Here is a 6,138-nt window from a genome sequence, read left to right on the forward strand (position 1 = left end):
CCTCGTTCGGCGCTGAACACAGCGAGAGGTGTCGATGTTACTGGACAGTAGCTAGGCCGCGAAATCCGACCCGCCGCACGAGGCCCGCGAGGTCACTTATGGTGTGGCGCATGGGGCTGCCGCGCTGGATCTACCTCCCGGCAGCGGTGGGGACCCTGTTCGTGTTGCTCCCGCTGCTGGCGATGGCGGTGAAGGTCGATTGGCCGAGTTTCTGGTCGCTGATCACCAGCCATGCCTCCCTGACCGCTCTGGAACTCAGCTTGCGCACCTCGGCCGCGAGCACGGTCATGTGCATGGTGCTCGGGGTGCCGATGGGCCTTGTGCTGGCCCGCAGCCGTTCACGGCTGATCGGAGCACTGCGTCCGGTGATCCTGCTGCCGTTGGTGCTGCCGCCCGTCGTCGGCGGCATCGCACTGCTCTACGCATTCGGCCGGTTGGGACTGCTGGGCCGCTACCTGGAGGCCGCCGGCATCCAGATCGCGTTCACGACGGTGGCCGTGGTGCTGGCGCAGACGTTCGTGTCGCTGCCCTTCCTGGTGATCGCCCTGGAGGGCGCGGCACGCACCGCGGGCGCCGACTATGAGGTGGTGGCGGCGACGTTGGGGGCGCGCCCGACGACGGTGTGGCGGCGAGTCACGTTGCCGCTGCTGGCGCCGGGCCTGGTGTCTGGCGCCGTGCTCGCCTTCGCCAGATCCCTGGGTGAATTCGGCGCCACCCTCACCTTCGCAGGTTCGCGGGAGGGCGTCACACGGACCCTGCCGCTGGAGATCTATCTGCAGCGGGAGAGCGACGCCGACGCGGCGGTCGCGCTCTCGGTCCTGCTGGTGCTGGTGGCCGCGGTGGTGGTGCTCGGGCTCGGCGCGCGGCGGTTGCGCACCACTGCATGGCAGACGCCATGAGCCGGATCGAGGTCAGCCTGGAGGTGACGCGGCGCGACGTGCGCCTGGACCTCGACGTCGCCGGGGGCGAGGTGCTCGCGGTCCTCGGCCCCAATGGCGCAGGCAAGTCGACGCTGCTCGAGGTGCTGGCCGGTGTGGTGCGCCCCGATCGCGGGCACGTGCGGGTCGGTGACCGGACCCTGACGGACTGCGCCGCGGGCAAACAGATCGCGACCCACGACCGGCGGATCGGTCTGCTCATGCAGGACGCGTTGCTGTTCCCGCACCTGAGCGTGCTGGACAATGTGGCGTTCAGCCCGCGCAGCGGAAAGCGGTTGAGCCGCAAGGATTCCCGGAATATCGCCGAGACGTGGCTGGTCGAGGTGGGCGCCGGCGATCTGGTCGACAGGATGCCGGGGCAGCTGTCGGGCGGGCAGGCCCAGCGGGTCGCGCTGGCGCGGGCACTGGCCGCTGAACCCGATGTGCTGCTCCTCGACGAACCGATGGCCGGACTGGACATATCCGTGGCGACGGCGATGCGTGCGACGCTGCGGCGGGTGCTGACCCGCGACGGGCGGGCTGCCATCTTGGTCACCCACGATCTGCTGGATGTCGTGACCCTCGCGGATCAGGTCGCCGTGCTGGAGGCGGGCCGGGTGGTCGAACACGGGCCCGCCACCCAGATCCTCGCCGTTCCGCGCAGCACGTTCGGCGCGCGGTTCGCCGGCGTGAATCTGGTCAACGGCCGATGGGAGGACGGCGCGCTGCGCACCGAGTGGGGCACGCAGTGGTACGGAAGCCCGCAATCGGATATCGCGACAGGAGACCCGGTGGTGGCAGTGTTCGCGCCCGCCGCGGTGGCTGTCTACCGCGACGCGCCGCACGGCAGTCCGCGCAACGCGGTGCAGGTGACCGTCGCCGAGTTGGACAGCCGCGGGCCGGCGATTCGGGTTCGGGCCGAAGCACAACCGGACGGCGCACCCGGATTGGCGGCGGATATCACCGCCGACGCGGCCGCCGAACTACGGCTGGCACCCGGCGAGCGGATTTTCTTCACGGTGAAGGCGCAGGAGCTGACGATTCAACCGGCGTCGTAACACCGCGCCGTGCGGCGGCGAAATAGCCGGCAAGACCACCCCGACGCGGCGGGGTGGGCACAGCTGTGAGCACATGCCGTCAGCTATGTGTGATAGTGCGCCTTGTCACGAGATTCATTGTGGCCAGCAACTTCCCAGATTGGCACTCTAAGAGCAACTCACACTTGCGTCACGGCCGTAACACGGTATTTTCTTCCCCATGGATCAGCCGGACGTGCGCCCGCCGCACCGCAAGCGTCTCTCTACCGCACTGGCGATCGCGGCCGCGGCCGCACTGACACTGCCGATCGCGGTGTCGCATGCCGACCCGGTGCCGGCGCCGCCCGCGCCGGTTCCTGCCCCGGCCCCCGTCGATCCCAACGTGCCGCCGGCTCCGGCGCCGCCGCCGGCCCCCGTCGATCCCAATGCGCCCCCGGCCGATCCCAACGCTCCGGCCCCGCTGCCCCCGCCGCCTCCGCCGGAGCCCGGCCGGGTCGACAACGCTGCCGGTGGTTTCAGCTACGTCGTGCCTGCGGGCTGGAAGGTGGCCGACGCCACCCAGCTGTCCTACGGGCAGGCGCTGCTCACCAAGATCCCGCCGGAAGGTTCGGAGCCCGTCCCGGCGCCGGGAACCACCACGCCGCCGCCGCCCAATGACACCAGCGTGCTGCTGGGCCGGCTCGACCTGAAGTTGTTCGCCGGCGCCGAAGCCGACAACGCGAAGGCCGCCGCGCGACTGGCTTCCGACATGGGTGAGTTCTTCATGCCGTTCCCCGGCACGCGGATCGGCCAGGAGAGTTCGACGTTGGCGGCCGGCGACCTGACCGGCGCCGCGTCCTACTACGAGGTCAAGTTCACCGACACCACCAAGCCCACCGGCCAGATCTGGGCGGGCGTGGTCGGCGCGCCGACACCGGCCGGTGTTCCGCGCGGGCAGCGCGCACCGTCGCGCTGGTTCGTGGTGTGGCTGGGCACTGCCGCCCATCCGGTGGACAAGGTCGCCGCTGCCGCGCTGACGCAGTCCATCCGGCCGTGGAGCCCGCCTCCGCCGCCGCCGGTGGATCCGAACGCGCCGCCGCCGCCGGTCGATCCGAACGCGCCGCCGGCGCGCCCGGGCGTCGGAGTGCCGGTGCCGGTGACGAACGCGCCGCCCGAGATGATGCCGCCGGCCTGATAGTTGACGAACGTGCCCGTTTTACGGGCCGAATCGTGATCTGACTCGGGTACACCGGAAGGCAGCCCGGCATTCGGTCCGGGTCGACCGGTGGTAGGCAGGAGACCAACACATGGACGTCGTTGCAGCTACTGAGTTCTTGGCCCGTTCGACCACGCAGACGAGCGTGGGTTGGATCGGCTACATCATCATCGGGGCGATCGCGGGCTGGATCGCGGGGAAGCTCGTCAAGGGTGGCGGTTCGGGCATCCTGATGAACATCGTGATCGGTATCGTCGGCGCGTTGATCGGCGGATTCCTGTTGAGCTTCTTCCTCGACACGGCCGGGGGTGGCTGGTGGTTCACGCTGTTCACCGCCGTCTTGGGGTCGGTGATCCTGCTGTGGATCGTGGGAATGGTCCAGAAGAAGAACTAGAGCGAGGCGTGCCAGACCAGCGCCGCGGCCAGCGCGCCCATCCCGTTGAGTGACCAGTGCAGCGCGATGGGCGCGATCAGGCTGCCGCTGCGCCGGCGCAGCCAGGTGAACACGAATCCGGCCGCGGTGGTGGCCACCACCCTCGGGGATGACGGTCTGCAGCGGGATGATGACCATCGACGCGATCACAGCGCCGGAGAGCGTCGCGTAGTGATTGTTCATGAACATCGGGCGGGTCCACGGAAGTGCGACCCCGATGGCGATGACCGCCAGCACGATGCCGATCGCGGCCGCGGCGTAACCGGCACCCGAACGCCAGTGTTCGCGCCCGAGCCCCAGTTCTGACCAGTCCAGCCCGCGGGCCCGGACCAGCGCCACCAGTCCGATGGCCGCAGCGGGAACCGTGGCGATGTTGGCCCACGGTGTCGTGAAGTGGGCGATGAGGTTGGTGGCGGCGAGCACGATCACGACCACCGCGACGTCGACGTACACCCGGGCGTGATGGAGTGCCGACAAGGTTCCCACCAGCGGATGGGCTGGGGGGAGAAGCGGTGAGGCCACCACGCCGACGTCGGACATTGCTCCTCAGTGTACGTGCGCAGGTTGTCTACCTAAGTTATAGAAGTGGGCACTATGGTGTCGGTGTTGTCCCCGACAGGAAGATTCACAGATGCCTCTCGATCCACGCACCCCGGTCCTCGTCGGTTACGGCCAGGTCAACCAGCGCGAGGAGAGCGCGACCACCGAACCGGTCGATCTGATGGAACAGGCGGCCCGCGCTGCGGCGGACCCCCGGGTTCTGCACGCCGTCGACGCCGTCCGGATCGTCAACCTGTTGTCGTGGCGCTACCGCGATCCCGGACTGCTGCTGGCCCAGCGCATCGGTGCTCCGACTGCGGCCACCCGCTACACCAGCATCGGGGGGAACATCCCGCAGTCGCTGGTGAACCAGGCGTGCCTGGATATCCAGCAGGGGCGCAACGACGTGGTGCTCATCGCGGGCGGTGAAACCTGGCGCAGCCGCACCCGGCTGCGGGCGCACGGGCAGAAGTTGACCGGGACCACCCAGGACGAGTCGGTGCCGCCGCCCGCCGGTGCCGACGACGAATTCCAGATGGCCGGACCCGCCGAGATTCGCATCAAGCTGGACCGGCCCGCGTACGTCTATCCGATGTTCGAGCAGGCGCTGCGCATCACGTCGGGCGAGTCTTCGGAGGCGCACCGGCGCCGGATCGGTGAGCTTTGGTCGCGGTTCAGTCAAGTGGCGCAAGACAATCCGCATGCCTGGAACCGGACGGCGGTGCCTGCCGAGGAGATCTGGCAGCCGGGGCCGGGCAACCGGATGATCAGCTGGCCGTACACGAAGCTGATGAACTCGAACAATATGGTCGACCAGGGTGCGGCGCTGATCCTCACCTCCGTGGAAAAGGCTGAGTACCTGCAGATTTCGCGGGATCGCTGGGTTTTCCCATACGCGGGTACCGATGCCCACGACACGTACCTGATCGGGGAGCGGGCGCGCTTCGACGGATCCCCCGCTATCCGCATCGGCGGCCGCCGGGCATTGGAGTTGGCCGGCCGCCGTATCGACGAGATCGACCTCGTCGACATCTACTCGTGCTTTCCGTGCGCGGTCCAGGTGGCGGCCAATGAACTGGGCCTGCCGGTCGACGATCCGCAGCGGCCGCTCACCGTCACCGGCGGCCTGACCTTCGCGGGCGGGCCCTGGAACAACTACGTGTCGCATTCCATCGCGACCATGGCCGAGCGACTGACCGCGCAACCGGGGGCGGTCGGGCTGATCACCGCCAACGGCGGCTACCTGACCAAGCACAGCTTCGGGATCTACGGCACCGAACCGCCTACCGGTGAATTCCGTTGGGAGGACGTGCAATCGACCGTGGATGCCCAAGCCACCGTGGTCGCGGAGGATGTCTGGGCCGGAGTCGGCACCGTGGAAACCTGGACTACGCCTTTCACTCGCGAGGACGGCGCCGAAAAGGCATTCCTGGCGGTGCGTACCCCGACCGGGAGCCGGGCGCTGGCCGTGATCACCGATCCGTCCCAAGCCGCGGCCACCGTCACCGAGGACATCGCCGGTGCCAAGGTGACAGTCACCGCGGAGGGCACCGCCATCCTGGAATGAGCTAATTGTCGCCGGGTGGTGGTGGTTCGAATGGTGTGTACCACCACCATTGGGCGTGTTCGCCGGTCGGCCCTTTGTAGGGTTCGACGTCCGGTGGTGGGGTTGTGGGTGGTCGGGCCAGTGATCCGCGGTTCAGAGGTTTTCCGGCGTCGTCGGTGACGACGAGCCGGTCGGCGGGCCCGGTGATCGTGATGCCGCCCCGGTGATGCAACCGATGGTGGTAGGGGCAGAGCAGGATCAGATTGTCGAGTTCGGTGGTGCCGCCGTCTTCCCAGTGGGTGATGTGGTGGGCGTGCAACCCGCGGGTGGCGCCGCAGCCGGGGACCGCGCAGCAGCGGTCGCGGTGCTCCAGCGCGCGGCGTAGTCGGCGGTTGATGGTGCGGGTGGCCCGTCCGGCGCCGATGGGTTGGCCGTCGCGGTGGAACCACACTTCGCAGGTGGCGTCGCAG

Annotated in this window: 7 protein-coding genes and 1 pseudogene; 6 read left to right on the forward strand and 2 right to left on the reverse strand. The window is 68.9% G+C overall.

Going from position 1 to position 6,138, the window contains the following annotated elements:
* Positions 1–98 precede the first annotated feature (98 nt).
* The 4 genes from AC1DY7_RS05810 to AC1DY7_RS05825 all read left to right on the forward strand — a co-directional run bounded on the left by AC1DY7_RS05810 (position 99) and on the right by AC1DY7_RS05825 (position 3,543).
* Positions 99–899 carry an ABC transporter permease gene (locus AC1DY7_RS05810; protein WP_477492693.1) on the forward strand — a complete coding sequence of 267 codons (801 nt, stop codon included), beginning with the start codon at positions 99–101 and terminating at the stop codon, positions 897–899.
* On the forward strand, positions 896–1,975 hold the full coding sequence (locus AC1DY7_RS05815) for a sulfate/molybdate ABC transporter ATP-binding protein (RefSeq protein WP_477492694.1): 1,080 nt from the start codon (positions 896–898) through the stop codon (positions 1,973–1,975). Before AC1DY7_RS05810 ends, AC1DY7_RS05815 begins: the two co-directional genes overlap by 4 nt.
* Positions 1,976–2,174: 199 nt before the next feature.
* Positions 2,175–3,128 (forward strand): APA family fibronectin-binding glycoprotein, encoded by a 954-nt coding sequence (locus tag AC1DY7_RS05820; protein WP_477492695.1) that lies wholly within the window; start codon positions 2,175–2,177, stop codon positions 3,126–3,128.
* Between the two features lie 112 nt (positions 3,129–3,240).
* Positions 3,241–3,543, forward strand: coding sequence for a GlsB/YeaQ/YmgE family stress response membrane protein (locus tag AC1DY7_RS05825; RefSeq protein WP_477492696.1), 303 nt, complete (start codon positions 3,241–3,243; stop codon positions 3,541–3,543).
* Here the strand turns inward: AC1DY7_RS05825 and AC1DY7_RS05830 are convergent.
* A pseudogene (locus tag AC1DY7_RS05830) lies at positions 3,540–4,017 on the reverse strand (CPBP family glutamic-type intramembrane protease). The gene AC1DY7_RS05825 and the pseudogene AC1DY7_RS05830 sit on opposite strands and share 4 nt — an antisense overlap.
* Between AC1DY7_RS05830 and AC1DY7_RS05835 the strand changes: the two are divergent.
* Both AC1DY7_RS05835 and AC1DY7_RS05840 read left to right on the forward strand, forming a co-directional pair.
* The gene (locus AC1DY7_RS05835) at positions 3,976–4,098 is read left to right on the forward strand and encodes a hypothetical protein (RefSeq protein ID WP_477492724.1); all 123 of its coding nucleotides are present in this window, start codon (positions 3,976–3,978) and stop codon (positions 4,096–4,098) included. The pseudogene AC1DY7_RS05830 and the gene AC1DY7_RS05835 overlap by 42 nt on opposite strands.
* 115 nt (positions 4,099–4,213) lie before the next feature.
* Positions 4,214–5,689 (forward strand): acetyl-CoA acetyltransferase, encoded by a 1,476-nt coding sequence (locus AC1DY7_RS05840; protein WP_477492697.1) that lies wholly within the window; start codon positions 4,214–4,216, stop codon positions 5,687–5,689.
* A gap of 1 nt (position 5,690) precedes the next feature.
* Here the strand turns inward: AC1DY7_RS05840 and AC1DY7_RS05845 are convergent.
* On the reverse strand, positions 5,691–6,138 hold a 448-nt coding region (locus AC1DY7_RS05845; RefSeq protein WP_477492698.1), incomplete at its 5' end, for an HNH endonuclease signature motif containing protein.

The organism is Mycobacterium sp. P2_H7 (assembly GCF_056403275.1).